The organism is Sulfurospirillum diekertiae (assembly GCF_002309535.1).
Taxonomy (GTDB): Bacteria; Campylobacterota; Campylobacteria; order Campylobacterales; family Sulfurospirillaceae; genus Sulfurospirillum; species Sulfurospirillum diekertiae.
In genome coordinates this window covers 1,799,687-1,817,105 of sequence record NZ_CP023275.1, presented here as the reverse complement: position 1 = coordinate 1,817,105, position 17,419 = coordinate 1,799,687, and the positions used below count along the sequence as shown (strand labels likewise).

Genomic DNA, 17,419 nt, shown 5'->3' with positions numbered 1-17,419 from the left:
CAAAGAGGCTTCAATGTATTTTACAACTTGCCCACTGGACTGTTTTGATGGATGCAGCATTGCTGTGACCAAAGAGCTTAAGCTCAAAGGCAACAAAGCCCATCCGATTACACAAGGGTACCTCTGTCATCACCTCAATCATTTTCATACCTTTGAACGGATTGAAGAGCCTCGCTATTTGGGGCAAAGTGTGAAGATGGAAGAAGCGCTCTCCTTGCTTCAAGAACACCTACGCGCGTATGAACCCTCAAAAACGCTTTTTTTTAAAGGCAGTGGTAATTTGGGTGTTATGCAAGGGGTGACTAAAACGTTTTTTGCTTCGCACAAGGCGGTGATTGCCTCTGGTTCGTTGTGTGATGAAGCAGGGGATGCTGGAATTTGTGAGAGTAGGGGTGCCAATCTTTCGCTTTCACCCTTACATGTAAAAGATGCCGAGGTGGTTATTTTGTGGGGTCGAAACCCTACAGTGACGAACTCGCATATGCTTCCTGCGCTTAAAGGCAAGACCCTCATTGTCATTGACCCTGTGAAAATTGACCTCTCCCATCACGCGGCGCTTCATATTCAGATTAAACCGCGGGGCGATCTTTATTTAGCTCTTTTACTCTGCCGTTTGGTTGCAATGGAAGCGATGGAAGACGAGACATTTTTAAACGAACGAACGCTCAATTACAAAGATTTTTTAGATTTTATTAGTGGTATTCCGATGCGAAAACTGCTGGATAAGGCGCACGTGAACTTGGATGAAATCGGTGCGTTACTGCATCTGATCCAAGGTAAAAAAGTCTCCATTTTAGTGGGTATTGGCGTGCAAAAGTATAGCTTTGGGCATAGTGTTTTGCGTGCCATTGACGCACTTGGCGCTATGCTGGGGCTGTTTGGTAAAGTCGGTTGTGGCGTGGGGTATCTTTCCAACAGCGGTTTTGGTTATACGTTGCCGTTTAAAGTCGATGCTAAAAAAGAGCCTCTGCCGATCGTTGATTTTGGGAAGTATGATCTTGTGTTTATTCAAGGTGGCAATCCGCTCAATCAAATGCCGTGTACGTCTAAGGTTAAAGAGGGGCTGGATAAAGCCAAATGTATTGTTTACTTTGGATTGCATGAAAATGAGACCTCCGCGCGTGCGCATTTGGTCATTCCTGCTAAAACGTTTTTGGCAAAGGATGATGTTAAATTAAGCTATGGGCATCCCTTTGTGGGGCGTATGCCAAAAATTGTAGAGAGTCCCATCGGCATCAGCGAGTACGACCTAACGCAAACGTTACTGGCTGCTTTTGGGCATGATGCGTTGGAGCGTGAAGCGCAGATTCTTGAAAACGTGATTGCTTCCAATAGCGTCGAGAAAGATGGTTTTTTGATCTCTAAAACTTATGAAGATCTGCCGTATGAAAAGACGTTTTATACGAAAAGTGGAAAATTTGAATTTTTGGAAGAGTTTGATGATGACTTTGAGGACGAGGAGGGTTTTTACGTGATTGCCGCGAAGCAAAACAAGTCGCTCAATTCGCAGTTTGTCACCGACGATTATCTGTATGTGCCCCTTTGCTTAGGCTTGGAACAAGAAGAACGCGTGCGACTTACCAATCGTTATGGCACGTGCGAATACTCTGTCATGCCTACCGATACCCTACGCGATGACTGCTTACTCCTTTACAGTGGGGCTAAAAATGCCAACAGACTGACACCTCGTGCGATGAGCCAAGAGGGAAATTGCGCAACGTATCAAGAGATGAAAGTACGACTGGAACGAGTGAAATGAGCGATACGGGAATTTTACTGGACGATGCCCTTTTACTGGTAGAGCAGAATTTTTACTTTTTGCATATGGGTGAGTTTTTGGGGCGTCTTTCCAAAACGGAAGACTTAAGTGATCGCAGTTTGTTTGTCGTGAAAAAGTATGAGAATGAGAAAGCCTATTATTTCAATGCGGAGATCATTCAAGAGCTTTTAGCCAATGCACGAGAAACCAACAAAGAAGAGATTTCGCTCTTTGAGTATTTTGTGGAGTTCAACGCGTTTCGGGGTATCTGTATGGCGACCGTTGAGTGCCTTCGCTTTGAGAGTCCTTTTAAAATTTTTATGCAAAAACTCTTTGGTGAGCAGTATGAAAACTTTTTTGACATTGTCTCATTTGTTCGCAATGTCCTCTCGCACAACATTCATTCCGAGATTCGTTTAAGTGAAAAAGATTACGATGGCACACTCAAACGCATTCGTCGTATGGGGCGCAACGCCGATATGACCTTTGCGTTTCAATACTCACTCAACCTCCCAGAACTAGGCGCTCCGAATGATTCCTACATCTTTACATGTAAAATCAATTTTGAAAAGCTGGAAGAGGGAATGCCCTTTTTAGAGATACTCACCATGTGGGATCTTTTGATGCTAAGCGAGCTCTGTTTTAATCTGGTGATGACGTATCGGATGAAAGAGGAAAAAGCATTGCAAGAAGAAGAGGAGATGTGGGCAGAAGAGTAAGTCTTCTGCCCGAGGTTAAACTAAACCGCTTCGTTATCAAGCTCACCGGTTCGAATACGAACACTTTTATCGATAGAAGAAACAAAGATCTTTCCATCACCGATTTTACCTGTACGCGCACTTTTGACGATCACGTCAATGACTTTGTCAACAAGATCGTCGTGAACAACCACTTCGATTTTAATTTTTGGTAAGAAATCAACGACATACTCCGCACCTCTGTAAAGCTCTGAGTGTCCTTGTTGTCTTCCGTAACCTTTGACTTCGCTGACGGTCATACCCGTGATGTCAAGCTCTGCAAGCGCATCTTTGACGTCTTCAAGTTTGAATGGTTTGATAATTGATTCGATTTTTTTCATGTTATATCCTTATTATCTTAAGTTGAAGGCTTTTTCGCCGTGTTCTACTTCATCCAACCCTTGTGACTCAGCATCACTGCTTACTCTTGCACCACCGGTTAAGATAGAAGCAATTTTAAAGACAATGGCTGTCGCGATTGCTGTATAGATGATCGTTACAACGATACCTTCGATTTGAATCATCACTTGATCCGCGTTACCATAGAGTAAACCTTTACCCAGTTCATTCACTTCAGGGTTTGCAAAAATACCCGTAGCAAGCGCACCCCAGATACCAGCAACACCATGGATACCAAATGCATCCAATGAGTCATCGTATTTAAGTGCTTTTTTCAAGCCATTAACACCGTAGAACGCGACAATACCAGCAACTGCACCAATGATCAGTGAAGCACTTGTATCAACAAAACCTGCTGCTGGAGTGATCGCAACAAGACCTGCTACGATACCAGAAGCGATACCGAGTAATGTGAATTTTTTATAAGTAATGTATTCGATGATCATCCACGCAAGTGCTGCAACAGCTGCTGCTGTGTTGGTGACAAGGAATGCACTCGCAGCAATTCCATCTGCTCCAAGTTCGCTACCTGCATTGAATCCGAACCAACCAAACCATAACATACTTGCACCCAGTACCGTCAAGGTAACAGATGAAGGGAACATAGCTTTACCATAATCTGCACGTTTGCCAAGCATTAGTGCTACGACTAAGCCAGCAACACCTGCATTGATATGAACAACCGTACCACCTGCAAAGTCAAGAACACCTAGTTTTGATAAGAAGCCGCCGCCCCATACCCAGTGAGCAATAGGAGCATACACTGCTAGAATCCAAATAGCCGCAAAAACGATCCAAGTTGAAAACTTTAATCTCTCAATAATAGCACCGCTTGCAAGAGCCACCGTAATACCTGCAAAGGTCATTTGGAACGCTACAAAAAGAAGGACAGGAATGCTACCAGTTGCCCAAAGATCCGTTACTTTGATACCACTTAAAAAGAGGCTATCAAAACCGATAACACCACCAATATCTGTACCAAACGCCAAGGTATAACCTGCTACAACCCAAACAACGGCTGCAACGATATATCCCATAACACTCATTGCAATCGTGTTAAGCAAGTTTTTAGAGCGAGACATACCGCCGTAAAAGAGTGCCAAACCCGCTGGTGTCATAAACATGACGAGTGCGGTTGCCGTTAAAACCCAAGCAGTGTTTCCCACGTCAAGGGTTAAAACCTTTTCAGCAACATCTGCTGCTGCTTCAGTAGCCGCTTCTTCTGCAGCCCACAATGTTGATAAAGGCAACAATGTTGCGAGAGAAAGTAGTTTTCTCATGAATTCCTCCTAAAATGTTGAACTGATGAAATTGTATCACTTAGACGATTTTAATATACTCAGCTAAATGATTAAAATTTAATCAGTTTTTAAAAAGAAGAATTTTTAATGCAATTTTTTAACAACAAGCTATAATATTGATCTAAAATAAAAGAGGAATCTAAACAACAATGAATAACATGTTATGGTTATCCGCAGGACTTTTTCTTATCGCCTTATTTACCTCTAAACATCGTACCTATACTTCTAGGACTGCATCTATTGGCGCGGTCGTTATTTTTCTTTATATGGTACTCAGTGCGTGTTATATTGTTTCCAACTATTTTACGGGAGAGGGTATTAACGATGCCGTTATTTTCCATCTTCGTTATGGGCTGGATGGCTCTGGATTTGCTGATTATTATTTAATCATAGCAGTAGGAATTGGACTATTGATCAGCAGTTTAATGATCTCAGTTTTTTACTATCGAATGCTTAAAAACAGTGTTCTTTCTGAGCATCAAAAGCTGAAACGACTTATATCAACGGTGTCGTTGATATTAGCTTTAATCATCCACCCAACAGTACGCTTTTTAGGTGAGAGTGCGCTTAGCGTCCTTGGAGTTGAAAATCCTTTGAGCCTCAAATATAATTTTTCAGATTATTATAAAACAGCTTCATTATCGGCAATTAGCGAAAATCATCCTAATCTGGTTTATATTTTTGCAGAGAGTTTTGAAGACACCTATTTTGATGAAAAAATATTTCCCTCTTTAGTCACCGCTTTACGTCCAATAAGAGAGCAAAGTATCTCTTTTACACAGATAAAACAAGCATGGGGAACCAGCTGGACGATTGCAGGAATGACATCGGTGATGTGTGGACTTCCTCTGGTGACTCCTTCTCGAAATTCAGACTCTCCTCAAGGCAATTCTATGTCTAAGATGAGTACATTTTATTCAGGTGCCGTGTGTATGAGTGATATGCTCCATAAAGAAGGGTATAAACTCATCTACCGCAGTGGTTCACCTTTAGAATTTGCAGGCGTTGATAAACTTTATAAAACCCATCAGTTTGATGATATAAAAGGCATTAAAGAGCTTAAACCTTTGCTTTCAAATCCAAGTTATCAAACACCATGGGGATTGTATGATGATACCCTTTTTGATATTGCGATGAATGATTTTAAAAAGTATTCCAAAAGCAAACAAAAATTTGCGATGTTTCTCTCTACCATGGATACGCATCATCCTTATGGACATGTCTCAAAAAGCTGCAAGGCTCAGGAGTATAAAGATGGCAGCAATTCCATGCTCAATGCGGTGATTTGTTCGGATGAGTTAATTGCAAAGTTTATCAAGCAGATTCAAGATTCGCCTTATGGTAAAAATACGATTATTGTTGTAGGCTCAGACCACCTTGCAATGCACAATATGGCGATTGATGATCTTATGAAGGGTGAGCGTCGCGATCAATTTATGATCATTGATCCTCGTCTAAGCCATGGTGATAAAATTGAAAAAGTAGGAAGTACCTTGGATATTGGCGCAACGCTTTTGTCCTTTCTCGGCTATAAAGGAACCGTTGGACTCAGCAGAGATCTTTTGGGCGATGAGCCTTCATTGATGGAAGAATTTAAAGATGTAGATAAACTTTTAAACGCGTGGTCCAATGAGATTAGTCGTTTTTGGGAATTTCCAAAAATAGAGAAAGAGTTAGTCTTAGATACGACAAAAAACAGTCTTAAAATAGGCTCAACACTGTACAAATTTCCAATTTTATTGCACTTGAGTGAGAATTTGGAGGTCAGTCCTTTCTTTGAAGTCAAACTCAAGTTTTTTGAGACAGTCAAACTCTTTGGATATTTGCACGATTACCATGCTGAAGATGCGTTTTTATGGGTAGATAAATGTTCACGCATTAATACGTTAAGCAGTGAAAATAATGTTTCGCTCAAAGGTAAATATTGTTTTGCCTTAGGAAAATTAGGCGGCGAGATAACAACAGAAGCCCTTAATTCCGAAAAGAAGCTCAGTTTAGAGCTCTTAAATCAAACATTAACCCTTCCTTCTGAGGAAGAAAAAGCGATCCAAAGGCGTGAAAATTTAATGCAAATTAAAGAGAAATAAGCGATGATTTCTCTTTACATGTAAAAGCTTTTCATCCCTTTTAAGATTTGAATTTTTGGAGTTCATTATTGAGATTTTCATTCATACGATGAAGATCTTCGGATGCTTTCGATATATTTTCAATGCTGCAGACATTTTCGTGTGAAAGAATGTTGACTTTTTCAACTTCTTCGACCATATGGTTGATTTTGCTCGATGTAAAGATGAAGCTATCAACGGTTTGCGCTGTATTGGCAATCGTCTCTTGGATAATAAGATCAATATCGCTAATGCTTTCTTCTAACTCCAACGAAAGGGTTACAAGATTATGTACTTCATGGGCATTTTGAGCAATATCGGTGTTGGCGTCCATAATAGATTGGACGACCACATTGACGGTTGCATCAATCGCAATCAGACTCTTTTGTGTACTTTCGGCTAGTTTTCGCACTTCATCAGCAACTACAGCAAAGCCACGACCATGTTCTCCTGCGCGTGCTGCTTCAATAGCAGCATTGAGCGCTAAAAGATTAGTTTGTTCCGCAATCGTGTGAATAATGCCTAAAATATCTCTAATTTCGTTGGTATTATGGCTCACATGATTGAGTTTTTCAGCCAAATCTTGTTCTTTTTGAGCGGTTATTTGCATGGTGTGTTCTAATGTTTCAAACTTTGTTTTAACGCTGTGCATCTCTTTTTGTGTTTTTTCTAAAACGATATGGGATGATTTTACCTTATCGACGGAATTTTCAATGGCATGGGTGAGGGCATTTCCTTCCTCTTTTGTTGAGAGAATAATTTTTGATTCTGCTTCCACATTGCGTACCATCTCTGAAGTATTTTTTGAAAGTTGTTGCGATATCGAAAAATTCTCATGGCTAATGATTTTAGAATTGGTGACAATTTCGTGCAGTTTTGCAATGAAAGTGTTAATGTACGATGATACCTTTCCAAATTCATCATTTCCTATGACCTCAAGTCTTTGGCTAAGATCTCCATGCGCGCTTGAAAGCTCATAAGCAATGTTCCCTAGCCTGTCGAGTGGTTTTAAAAGGGCTTTAATTAACAAGACAATGATGACAATCGAACCCAAAAGCATCAGTGTACCGATGAGAAAAAGCTTTTGTATTTGCAAATTTAAGAAAGAGTAAGATGTTGATTTATCGAATGCAATAGCAATGCGCCAACCACTTTGAGTTGAAATGGTGGAGGCAAACAATTTGTCGACACCGTCATAGGTGTAGTTGAGAATGCCTTCTTGTTTATCATTAAATTGGCGTGTGAGGTTTGGAACAACACTGGCTAAATTTTTACCAATAAGTGCTTTATTAGGGTGAACAACAATCGTTCCCTTTGTATCGAGTAAGATACCATAACCTCCCTCGAAGGTGATTTCAGAAAGGGTCTTAGTCAAAGAATTTAGTGCAATATCGACACCAAGAACACCTATAATGACGTTGTTTTCATCAAAGATAGGGGTCATCATGGTGATCATTAGTGTTTTAGTCGTAGTGTCTTCATACGCATCGGTAATGCCAATTTTTTTACTTTCTTTTGCCTGCTTGTACCACGCTTGGGTGCGAGGATCATACCCCTGCGGTCGATTTTTCTCACTCCCCCAGATCATTCCACCATCTTCAAACCCCACATACGAATCAACTGCCCCAATGATTTTAGTCGTCTCTCCCAGTTTTTCAACCATATCGTGAAGAGTTCTGATGTCAATGTCTTTGTAATAACGCGATGCACTTTCAATGTTACTTTTTTTGGTACTCAGCAGAAGATCTATATAGTCTTTAAATGAACGAGAGGCCATCGTTAGGCTGGATTCAATTTGATGAATGCTGTTCTCTTTGGTGTCCTGATAGCTAAAGAGGCTAAAGGAGATGAGACTTAAAAACATTAAAACAGATACCGTCAGAATAATTTTCGTTTTAAATAGCACAGAAGACCTTTTTTGGAATTGTTCTGGTCATTTTAGTCTATAAAAAAAACAAAACGGTTACCAAAAAAGGTAGTAGCTTAAAAAATAGATGATGTTATAAAGTTTAAGTTCTCTTAATGAGCCGATCTCCATAAAGGTTGATGACAAGGCCTGTAACGATCAAACACGCTGCAATGAGCTTCCAACTGGGCAAAGCTTCTCCCACTAAAATAGCCGAAGAGGTAAATCCAACCACAGGCACTAAAAGCGTAAAAGGAGCGACAGTAGTGGCTGGATAACGACTGAGCAACCAACTCCAAATGCCAAATCCAAAAAAAGTGACAGGATACGCAAGATAGGCAATCGCACCAATGCTTTTGAACGTGAGATGCATGAACATCGCAAAACTCCACAAATGCGATTCAAAAATATAAGAGAGTGCCAGTAAAAAAGGAAGCGAGATGAGGCTTCCCCAAACCACGAGGCTGAGCATATCGACTTTGCCGATCTGCTTGGAAACAAGATTGCCAATTGCCCATGAAAGGGCTGCACATTCGACTAAAGCAAGTCCTAAGAGATTGACGTCGCCTCCTGCATGAAATCCCACAAATACAATCCCCGAAAAAGCAACGATTGCTCCAATGATCTTGGCAAGTGTCATCTTCTCTTTGATGAAAATCACGGCTAAAATGGCGGTAAAAAAGACTTGCGTTTGAAGGGCAAGAGAGGCAATGCCCGAACTTACCCCTGCGTACATGCCTGAAAATAAAAAGGCGAAGTCTAGAATAAACATGCTCAATGAATAAAAAAAGAGCATTTTCCAAGAGGTGTTTTGAGGGCGCTTGAAAAAGAAGATGGCAGGGAAGGTTGCAAAAAAGAAACGGAAAAATGTGAGCAAGAGAGGAGGTAATTCTTGCAGAGCGACTTGAATCACTACAAAATTAACTCCCCAAATGACAACGACACTCAGGGCTAGTAAAATATGTCTAAGAGGCATTGATCCAACTTTCTAACGGTTGTGACTGACAAGCTTAATGCCAAACGCAATGAGTGCAATACCTGCAAGACGTGTCGCGATTTGACGTGCAAGAGGAAAGGTTTTGAGTTTATGTGCTAACGTATTGCCCAAAAGAACTAAAAGCGCTTGGTACGCAAGGCTGATAAGGCTTACATGTAAAATCATCGCACCAAGGGTTACATTGGAAGCGTCTGGACGTAAAAAGAGTGGGAAAAATGCCACGAAAAAAAGCATGACTTTTGGGTTGGTGATGCTGACAAAAAAAGCCTGTTTAAAATAGACTAAGGCTGATTTCCTAGGTTCCACTTTCCCCGTATCGGATTCAATTTTAGTACGAAGCAATCCAACGCCTAACCAACATAAATAGCCTGCACCAAAATATTGAAGCATTTCAAACAAAAAAGGATTTTGTTGCATAATAGCGGCAAGTCCTGCTAGAGCGGCTATCATAAAAGCAAAATCACCTAAGAGTGTTCCCAAAACAGCACCAAGTCCTGCTTTAATACCATTACGAGCCGTAGCATTTAAAATTGCAATGGTTCCAGCACCAGGTATCAGTTGAAAAACTAAAATGGCAGCGATAAAGCTGTAATAGTTTTGAATGTCAAACATACAAACCCCTTATTAAATTTTGGATTATTGTACTATGATTCGAACAAAAGCATTGCTTATTTTTCGTCCCTTTTTTGTCCAACCTTTTGTCTATAATATAAAGGTAGAGAATTGCTTGATTGAAAAGAGCGCAACAAATAGGGGCGATACTTTTCATTATTTTGTCATTAATATACTGATTTAAAGGAAGTACATGAGCGTTAATCTACTTTTAATCGGAGCCAATGAAGCAACAACCCAAGAGCTTGTTTCATTAGTCGATGCTACTCTTTCCACCGCTGCCACGTATCAAAAAGCTACTTTAAGTAACTATCAAAATTATGATGTCGCAAATTTTGATTTGGTTGTCTGTTTTGCGAATCGTTATGATGAAATGGTCAAGAAATATGGCAAAGAGAAAGTGATCTCTGTTGAATTTGTTCCTCCAACGGATTTTTTTGTCACCGTTGGTCGCATTCCTAGCGGCGAAAATGTAGTCATCTTCAATAACAGCACTTCTGGTGCGAATGTTTTACTCAAATTTTTAAAATTTTACAATCTCAATCATGTAGGGTATAAAATTGTTCCTTTTGATGAGTGCAGTGAAGCTGAAACGAAAGATGCTCTTTTGGAAGCCAAATATATTATCGGAACCGATGGTTATGTCTCTTCAGGTAAAGCACTTTATTCGAAATTTAGCCACTATTTACGTCCAGATGTTACGGTCATTCCAAGTCCTCCTCGAACGGCAACTGCTGAGAGTGTGAGTGGTTTGGCACAAGTCGTCACGGCGATTAATAGCGATAAGGCTTTGCAAGAAGCGCGTGATATTTCTAAAAAGCTTGCAACATTAACCAAAGAGATCTCCGTGATAACGCAAACGGCATCTCAGTCTATTGAAAATACTGCCAACACCATTGTCGTCGTTAATGGCAAATTAGCTTCTGAAGTGCAAAATATTCAAGTCACAAACAATATGGCACAAGAGTTAACCGAAGCAGTCGAGCAAATTGGTAATATTACGACGGCTATCAAATATATAGCAAGTGAAACCAACCTTTTAGCGCTCAATGCAACGATTGAAGCGGCACGTGCGGGTGACCATGGACGTGGATTTGCCGTTGTTGCCAGTGAAGTACGAAAACTGTCCGATCAAAGCAACAAATCGACCGATAATATTCGTATCTCCATTATGGATGTTCAAAAAGTCGTTGATCAAATCGTTCCTGCGTTACAACGTACGGTCGATGAAATTATCAAAACACAGGCTGAAGTTGAGCGCATTAGCCTTGCTGCACAAGAAGAGAGCCGTGCAATGGGCGAAATCATCAAAAAACTTCAAATCATTGTTGATGTTTCTCAAGCGCTTGATACAGCAGAAAACAATCACGCGTAAATTTTCGACTTCATTGTGAAAAAGAGGCTTTGGTCTCTTTTTCATCTTTGTGTATTTTCCCCTAATTCATCTTTACATGTAATGCTTTTTCAGATTCTTTAAAGAGAGGTGACTTATACACTAGTAAAAAAGTCAAATTACTTGACATTCAACAATGATTCTGTTATGCTTTCGTTCACATTTAAACTAAGGAGTTACCTATGCGTCCATTATTCACTGTTTTCACCATTACCTCTCTGATCGCAACATTTGCCATTGCCAAAGAGATCAATGTGGGTGTTGTGATGCCTATGAGTGGCTCTTTAGCGTCATACGGGCAGACAACCTATGAAGGTGTCGAATTGGCTCATTCCCTGCAACCAACACTCAAAAATGGGGACCATTTAAACTTGGTTTTGGTTGATAATAAAGGCGATAAAGTAGAGTCCGCCAATGCTGCAACAAGGCTTATCACTTCCGATAAAGTTGTAGGTATTTTAGGTGCAATTACGAGCACCAATACAGCTCAGATCATTTCTATAGCGGATAAAAAGCAAATCCCTGTCATTGCACCTGTCGCCACTAATGACAAACTGACGGAAAACAAAGCTTATGCGAGTCGGGTCTGTTTTACAGACTCTTTTCAAGGAACCGTTGTTGCAAACTATGCTGTTAAAGATTTGGGTTTGAAAACCGCTGTCGTTCTTACAGATCAAGCGCAAGTCTATTCATTGGGACTTTCGAAAGCCTTTAGCGAAGCGTTTGTTAAAAATGGCGGTAAAGTGCTGAAAGAAATTCGTGTGAGTTCGGGCGACAAAGATTTTAAGGCAGTTGTTGCGCAAGTGAAATCACTGAATCCCGATATGATTTTTTTACCTATTTACCATGCAGAAGCTTCTATGATTACCCGTCAAGCGAAGCAGATTGGACTCACAAAACCCTTTTTGTCAGGAGACAGTGTCGCCAATCCAACATTTATAGAATTAGCAGGCGATAGTGCCGAAGGACATATGTTTACGGACTTTTTCGATTATAATGCGCCTCCGACACAACGCTCAAAAGATTTTATCGCTGCGTATGAGACAAAAACGGGCAAAAAAGAGGTGAATTCATTTGTAACGTTGGGTGCAGATACGTACAATCTTTTAGTTGATGCAATGAACCGTTGTTCTAACCCTAACGATAGCGTATGTATTAATGATCAAATTAAAAAAACTGTTAACTTTGAAGGTGTTTCAGGGTTTATCTCCATCGACAAAAATGGCAATGCAACGCGCTCTGCTGTGATCAAAGAGATCAAAGGCGGCAAAGCTGTTTATAAATCTACGGTCAATCCCTAAGCTTTACATGTAAAGAGAAGCAGCAAACCTCTACTTCTTCTCTTTTCTTTCATACACAACCTCATTTCATCCCTCTTTTGTCACTTTGATAGTCTATGATTTTGTATCAATTTGTATGACTTTGAGTCTATCGTAATGATAATTTTGTTAAACTTTCCAAAAATTAGACGGATAGGAGAAATAAAGATGCGTCAATTCATAGCACTGGCAACCATTACCAGTTTAGTCGCAACATTGTCACTTGCCAAAGAGATCAATGTAGGTGTCATTATGCCTATGAGTGGTCCTCTCGCTGGGTATGGTCAAGTGGCGTATGAGGGTGTTGAACTTGCAAACTCGCTTCAACCAAAACTGAAAAATGGCGATAGCATTAAGCTTGTTTTAGTCGATACTAAAGGTGATAAAGTCGAATCCGCCAATGCGGCAACCCGACTCATTACTTCAGATAAAGTCGTGGGGATAATTGGTGAGATGATTAGCACGAATACCGCTCAAATTATCGCCATTGCCGACAAAAAACAGATTCCCGTCATCGCCCCTGCTGCGACCAATGATAAACTCACTGAAAATCGAGTGTTCGCAAACCGTGTCTGCTTTAGTGACTCATTTCAAGGAACGGTCGTTGCTAATTATGCGGCAAAAGATTTGGGTTTAAAAACAGCTGTGATCGTCACCGATCAAGCGCAAGTGTATTCACTCGGACTTTCGAAAGCCTTTACCCAAGCGTTTGTTAAAAACGGTGGCAAAGTGCTTAAAGAGATTCGTATCAGCTCAGGCGATAAAGATTTTAAAGCGGTGGTTTCACAGGTCAAGGCTCTGAATGCGGACTTTGTGTTCTTGCCACTGTATCACACCGAAGCGTCGATGATTAAACGTCAGGCCAAACAGATTGATCTGAATAAACCGTTTATCTCAGGTGATGGTGTCGCCAATCAAACCTTTATTGATTTAGGGGGTGATGCGGTTGAGGGGTATATGTTTACCGATGCGTTCGATCACAGTGCGCCTCCAACTGCAAAATCAAAAGACTTTATCGCTGCATATGAGAAAAAAACAGGCAAAAAAGAGTTGAACTCCTTTACCGCACTGGGCGCAGATGCTTACAATGTAATGGTTGATGCAATGAACCGTTGTGCTAATCCTGAAGACAGTGTATGTATCAACACCGAAATTCGTAAAACCTCCAAATACGAGGGTGTTTCTGGCTTTATTTCTATTGATGATAAAGGCAACGCAACCCGCTCAGCCATTATCAAAGAGATCAAAGATGGCAAAGCTGTTTACAAATCTACCGTCAATCCATAATCTTTACATGTAAAAACCAAAGGGGTATTTTTTGCCTCTTTGGACTACTCCTACCCTTTTAGCCTCTCCTTACCAAAGTTTTGGTACTATCATTCCAGTTATAACACACTAGGAATTCGACTTGGCAACACTTCAAGAACTTATCAAAGAAAAAATTTTAATCATCGATGGTGCGATGGGCACGCAAATTCAAGCGTTAGAGATTGCACCTGAGCAGTGGGAAGGTAAAGAGGGCTGCAACGAGCTTTTGAATGTCACATATCAAGATGCCATTTCAAAAATCCACCGCGGCTATTTGCTCGCGGGTGCTGACATCATCAAGACCAATACCTTTGGTGCACTGCCGTGGGTGTTGGAAGATTACGGCATCGGGGCGAGAGCGTATGAACTTGCTCGTGCGGGTGTGGAGATCGTCAAAGAGGCATGTGCGGAGTTTGCCACAGCGCAAAAGCCACGTTTTACCGCCGCTGCCTTTGGCCCTGGAACGAAACTCCCTTCTTTGGGGCATATTGGCTACGATGCAATGTATGAAGGCTACAAAGAGGCAGCGCGTGGGGCGATTGATGGTGGATGTGATCTTTTCCTCATTGAAACGGCGCAAGACCCTCTTCAAATCAAAGCCGCACTTCATGCCATCACAGACGCTCAAAATACTTTACATGTAAAGCTTCCGATCATGGTTTCCGTGACGATTGAACTCAGTGGAACGATGCTCATTGGAACCGATGCGACCACCATTGCTACGATCTTAGAGCCGTTTGATATTATGAGTCTTGGCTTCAACTGTGGCACAGGCCCTGAGCAGGTTGAAAAGCATGTTAAAACGCTCAGTTCCGTTTGGGGTAAACCCATTAGTGTCCACGCCAATGCAGGACTTCCGCAAAACCGTGGTGGCTACACGTTTTATCCGATGGGACCGCGAGAGTTTGCCGAGCTTCAAGAAAAATTCACTGAAATTGCAGGCGTTGCCATACTTGGAGGATGTTGCGGTACCACGCCTCAGCATATCTTAGAGCTTTCCAAGCGTGTGGAGGGTAAAAAACCGCTTGCTCCCAAAGGGGAAATGCCTCGTAGCATTGCCTCGTTATTTGAAACAAGGGCACTCAAGCAAGACCCCGCGCCGTTTCTCATTGGTGAGAGAAGTAATGCCACAGGCTCTAAAGCGTTTCGTGAGTTACTCCTTGCCGAAGACTACGATGGTACACTGAGCGTTGCGCAACAACAAGTACGCAGTGGCGCGCATGGCATTGACGTGAGTGTCGGTTTTGCAGGACGCGATGAGCACAAAGACACCCAAGAGGTGATGGGGCGCTACGTGCAAAAAATTCTCTTGCCCCTTATGCCTGATACCACCCAAGTACCAGCCCTTGAAGTTGCCCTTAAACTTATTGGTGGCAAGCCCATCATTAACTCCGTCAACCTAGAAGACGGCATTGAAAAGTTTGATAAAGTCTGCTCTTTAGCCAAACGTTTTGGTGCAGCATTGGTGTGTCTGACCATCGATGAAGTCGGTATGGCAAAGAGCAAAGCTCAAAAAGTGGCGATTGCCGAGCGCATTTATACTTTAGCGACGCAAAAGCATGGCATTCATCCTGAAGATTTGGTATTTGACTTATTAACCTTTACCGTGGGAAGTGGCGATCCTGAGTACCATACAGCAGCGATTGAGACCATCGAAGCGATTCGTGAATTTCATGCCCTTCACCCCGAAGTGGGTTTTGTCCTTGGTGTTTCCAACATCTCGTTTGGTTTGGCTAAACACGCCCGTGAGTACCTAAACTCCGTCTTTTTGCACCACTGTGTTGAAGCGGGTCTCAGCATGGCGATTGTCAATGTTAAAAATACCCTTCCGATGCACAAGATCAGTGACGTGGATAAAAAAATCTGTGAAGATTTACTCTTCAACCACCGAGAGGAGGGCGATCCGCTCTTTAAATTTATCGACCATTTTGCAGGCGTTGTGGAAAACAAAGACGAAAGCGACGCGGCATTTCTTGCGATGAACACTAAAGAGAAAATTTCAACCTTGCTCATTGATGGTGATAAAGAGCGTATGCTGACGCTTCTACCCACTGCCAAAGAGGAAATTGCCGCGGAAGTCATTGTCAATGAGATATTAATCGATGCGATGAAAGTGGTCGGCGAGCTTTTTGGTAGCGGAAAGATGCAGTTGCCATTTGTCCTACAATCGGCTGAAGTAATGAAAGCCGCGGTGGATTATCTACAACCTTATTTGCCAAAAACCGAGAAGAATACCACCACAACGCTCATCATCGGAACCGTGAAAGGCGATGTACACGATGTGGGTAAAAATCTTGTAGATATCATCTTAAGCAACAACGGTTTTAAAGTCATCAACATTGGTATCAAAGCGGACTTAGACAAATTTTTAGAAGCACTTAAAGAGCACAACGCTGATGCGATTGGTATGAGCGGACTTTTGGTGAAGTCGACCAATGTGATGAAAGAGAACCTTGAAGCGATGCAGAAGATGGGCATTAAAATCCCTGTCATTTTAGGCGGTGCGGCACTGACCGATACCTTTGTGGAAGAGTTTTGCCGTCCGATTTACGACGGGCCGATTTATTACTGCAAAGACGCATTTGAGGGCATAACAGCTATGTCGCGCATCGAGGTAAAAAACTATGACACCTCGTTTAGTCGCGTCGTACTTGAAAACAGTGTCAATCGTGCCACGAAAGAGCTCAAAGAGATTCCTCCGTTTCATGAGCTTAAAATGCCTAGTCGTGACATTACCATTCCGACACCGCCATTTTGGGGCAGACGCGTACTGAAAACCGATGTGAAAGAGCTCGCATTTTCGTGGATCAACCACAAAATTCTCTTTGCACAGCGTTGGGGTTACAGTGGCAAAGGGCAGAGCAAAGAAGCGAAGCAAAAACAGCTTGATGAGGTTTTGTGGCCAGCGTTCGAGCGCATTAAAGCCGACATCGAACGACTAGGACTTTTTGAGCCAACCATCATTTACGGTTACTATCCAGCGCGATCAAGTGAAAATAATCTCTACCTTTTTGATGAGAGTGAAGGGTATTTTAGTGAGGCGCAAGTCAATCGTGAAGGCATCGAAGCCATCAAAGCGCGTGCCATTAAGACGTTTGATTTCCCGCGTCAAAACAGAAATCCGTACCGTTCTTTAAGCGATTTTATAAGCCCTGATCGTCATGATGTTTTGGCATTGACATGCGTGAGTGCGGGTGCAAAGTTTTCGGCGTATGAAAAAGAGCTTTACGATGCGGGTAATTTTACCGAGTATTTTTTCGTGCATGGACTGGGTGTTGAACTTGCCGAAGCATTAGCAGAAATCGCCCATAAACAGATACGTCTTGATCTTGGCATTGCTGAAAACGAGGGGCATAGTTTGCGCGATGTGCAGATGAAGCGTTACCTTGGATGTCGCTATTCGTTTGGCTACCCCGCATGCCCTGCCTTGGAAGATACACGCGTCATTTTTGACCTGCTCAAACCTGAGGAATTTGGCATAGAACTCAGCGAAACATTTCAGATTCACCCTGAGCAAAGTACCACGGCTATCGTGATGCACCACAGGGAGGCCTTATATTTTAATGTCTGATGTATAATGGTT

General features: G+C 41.8%; 12 protein-coding genes. 7 read left to right on the top strand and 5 right to left on the bottom strand.

Translation table 11 applies throughout. The features are described from left to right. Window positions 1–13 precede the first annotated feature (13 nt). The gene (locus tag SJPD1_RS09325) at window positions 14–1,759 is read left to right on the top strand and encodes a molybdopterin-dependent oxidoreductase (RefSeq protein ID WP_096046919.1); all 1,746 of its coding nucleotides are present in this window, start codon (window positions 14–16) and stop codon (window positions 1,757–1,759) included. Then, the gene (locus tag SJPD1_RS09320; RefSeq protein WP_226372182.1) at window positions 1,711–2,478 is read left to right on the top strand and encodes a hypothetical protein; all 768 of its coding nucleotides are present in this window, start codon (window positions 1,711–1,713) and stop codon (window positions 2,476–2,478) included. Before SJPD1_RS09325 ends, SJPD1_RS09320 begins: the two co-directional genes overlap by 49 nt. 20 nt (window positions 2,479–2,498) lie before the next feature. On the opposite strand, the gene SJPD1_RS09315 is transcribed toward SJPD1_RS09320, so the two are convergent. Next, window positions 2,499–2,837 (bottom strand): P-II family nitrogen regulator, encoded by a 339-nt coding sequence (locus tag SJPD1_RS09315; protein ID WP_096046917.1) that lies wholly within the window; start codon window positions 2,835–2,837, stop codon window positions 2,499–2,501. A gap of 12 nt (window positions 2,838–2,849) precedes the next feature. Next, window positions 2,850–4,175 (bottom strand): ammonium transporter, encoded by a 1,326-nt coding sequence (locus tag SJPD1_RS09310; RefSeq protein ID WP_096046916.1) that lies wholly within the window; start codon window positions 4,173–4,175, stop codon window positions 2,850–2,852. Window positions 4,176–4,345: 170 nt separating this feature from the next. On the opposite strand from SJPD1_RS09310, the gene SJPD1_RS09305 reads away from it, so the two are divergent. Then, a complete protein-coding gene (locus SJPD1_RS09305; protein WP_096046915.1) occupies window positions 4,346–6,283 on the top strand; it encodes a sulfatase-like hydrolase/transferase in 1,938 nt (645 codons plus the stop codon). 40 nt (window positions 6,284–6,323) lie between these two features. Here the strand turns inward: SJPD1_RS09305 and SJPD1_RS09300 are convergent, their stop codons facing one another. From SJPD1_RS09300 to SJPD1_RS09290, 3 genes are all read right to left on the bottom strand, one after another. After that, window positions 6,324–8,207, bottom strand: coding sequence for a methyl-accepting chemotaxis protein (locus tag SJPD1_RS09300; RefSeq protein WP_096046914.1), 1,884 nt, complete (start codon window positions 8,205–8,207; stop codon window positions 6,324–6,326). A 103-nt stretch (window positions 8,208–8,310) separates the two neighbouring features. Beyond that, entirely contained in the window at window positions 8,311–9,183 is an 873-nt protein-coding gene (locus tag SJPD1_RS09295; protein WP_096046913.1) for an EamA family transporter, read from the bottom strand. Window positions 9,184–9,195: 12 nt separating this feature from the next. After that, the gene (locus SJPD1_RS09290; protein ID WP_096046912.1) at window positions 9,196–9,816 is read right to left on the bottom strand and encodes a LysE family translocator; all 621 of its coding nucleotides are present in this window, start codon (window positions 9,814–9,816) and stop codon (window positions 9,196–9,198) included. 193 nt (window positions 9,817–10,009) lie between these two features. On the opposite strand from SJPD1_RS09290, the gene SJPD1_RS09285 reads away from it, so the two are divergent. The 4 genes from SJPD1_RS09285 (at window position 10,010) to metH (ending at window position 17,407) form a co-directional block, all read left to right on the top strand. After that, a complete protein-coding gene (locus tag SJPD1_RS09285) occupies window positions 10,010–11,191 on the top strand; it encodes a methyl-accepting chemotaxis protein (RefSeq protein WP_096046911.1) in 1,182 nt (393 codons plus the stop codon). A 200-nt stretch (window positions 11,192–11,391) separates the two neighbouring features. After that, window positions 11,392–12,510, top strand: coding sequence for an ABC transporter substrate-binding protein (locus SJPD1_RS09280; protein WP_096046910.1), 1,119 nt, complete (start codon window positions 11,392–11,394; stop codon window positions 12,508–12,510). A 186-nt stretch (window positions 12,511–12,696) separates the two neighbouring features. Next, entirely contained in the window at window positions 12,697–13,815 is a 1,119-nt protein-coding gene (locus SJPD1_RS09275; protein ID WP_096046909.1) for an ABC transporter substrate-binding protein, read from the top strand. 121 nt (window positions 13,816–13,936) lie between these two features. Next, on the top strand, window positions 13,937–17,407 hold the full coding sequence (gene metH, locus SJPD1_RS09270; RefSeq protein WP_096046908.1) for a methionine synthase: 3,471 nt from the start codon (window positions 13,937–13,939) through the stop codon (window positions 17,405–17,407). Window positions 17,408–17,419 lie beyond the last annotated feature (12 nt).

Bases quoted from the DNA above. Each gene is read 5' to 3' on its own strand.
- SJPD1_RS09310 (WP_096046916.1), bottom strand. From the start codon at position 4,175: ATGAGAAAACTACTTTCTCTCGCAACATTGTTGCCTTTATCAACATTG.
- SJPD1_RS09315 (WP_096046917.1), bottom strand. From the start codon at position 2,837: ATGAAAAAAATCGAATCAATTATCAAACCATTCAAACTTGAAGACGTC.
- SJPD1_RS09290 (WP_096046912.1), bottom strand. From the start codon at position 9,816: ATGTTTGACATTCAAAACTATTACAGCTTTATCGCTGCCATTTTAGTT.
- SJPD1_RS09305 (WP_096046915.1), top strand. From the start codon at position 4,346: ATGAATAACATGTTATGGTTATCCGCAGGACTTTTTCTTATCGCCTTA.
- SJPD1_RS09325 (WP_096046919.1), top strand. From the start codon at position 14: ATGTATTTTACAACTTGCCCACTGGACTGTTTTGATGGATGCAGCATT.
- SJPD1_RS09285 (WP_096046911.1), top strand. From the start codon at position 10,010: ATGAGCGTTAATCTACTTTTAATCGGAGCCAATGAAGCAACAACCCAA.
- SJPD1_RS09295 (WP_096046913.1), bottom strand. From the start codon at position 9,183: ATGCCTCTTAGACATATTTTACTAGCCCTGAGTGTCGTTGTCATTTGG.
- SJPD1_RS09275 (WP_096046909.1), top strand. From the start codon at position 12,697: ATGCGTCAATTCATAGCACTGGCAACCATTACCAGTTTAGTCGCAACA.
- SJPD1_RS09280 (WP_096046910.1), top strand. From the start codon at position 11,392: ATGCGTCCATTATTCACTGTTTTCACCATTACCTCTCTGATCGCAACA.